Annotated in this window: 1 pseudogene; it reads right to left on the reverse strand. The window is 38.6% G+C overall.

The window, feature by feature from the left end:
- Positions 1-295: 295 nt before the first annotated feature.
- A pseudogene (locus tag I6852_RS07865) lies at positions 296-971 on the reverse strand (type IV secretion system oncogenic effector CagA); the annotation flags it as partial.

A 971-nucleotide genomic window follows, 5' to 3' on the forward strand; every position in this document is an offset into this window, starting at 1 on the left:
TTGATTTGCTCTAAAAGCTCTATGATTTTTTGAACTTGAGCTTTGTTATAGCTACTTGTTTTTTCTAGTTGATGCTCTCTTTATAACCCTTAATTAATTCCGCACTATAGCCCGACCCACTAGCACAATCAAATTTAATTTTAAGCAAAGGGTTAAGTCTTTTTGGGGCATGAAATATCCATGCAGACTTTAAAGAACAAAGCCTTTCGTTAGTGTCTGTCGGGATATTTTAAGTTAAAAAACCCCTTGCTTTTAGCAAGGGGTGGTTTTTGCGTTTTTGGTATTCCTTAATCCTTTAAGATTTTTGGAAACCACCTTTTGTATTAACATTTTTGATTCCATGCTCCGCATTTTCCCCCGCCAAGCAGTAATATCCTGTAGAAAATGCATTGGCTAAAAATTGCGTAAAGCCAGACTTAACGTCTTTTACAGCATTGTTCAACTTGGTGGAAAACTTGAACGAATCAGAATAATCTTTCATATTCTTCTGGTTGAAGCCAATTTTATCATACTCTGACAAAGGAACGCTTCCTACATTATGCGCAACGATCTTATCATTCACGAGCTTGAGCCACTCAGGGTTTTTTTGCGTTAGCATGCCGGTCGCTTTTTCATTGATTGCTCCACTTTGGATATTGCTACTAATGCGTATGTGGCTGTTAGTAGCGTAATTGTCTAGTTTCGCTGACAAACCAGCAGGCACTTTTTTTGCACTTTCAACCCATAGATTCACAGGATTGTGTTTTGTAGAATCTTTGAGCTTGTCTATCGTTTGCTCTAGATTGCCAAAAAAACCTGCTTTAGCTTCTGATACCGCTTGATTGAGATTGTCAATTTTCTGAGCCAATTCTTGATTCCTTGAAAGCCCTACCTTACTGAGATCATCAACTTTATCATGCCTTTTCAAAGGGAAAGGTCCGCCGAGATCATCAATCGTAGCATAAATGGGTTCAGGGCTAGCTGAAAGCCCT

It is taken from the genome of Helicobacter pylori (assembly GCF_015904775.1).
In the GTDB taxonomy this organism is placed as follows: Bacteria; Campylobacterota; Campylobacteria; order Campylobacterales; family Helicobacteraceae; genus Helicobacter; species Helicobacter pylori_DM.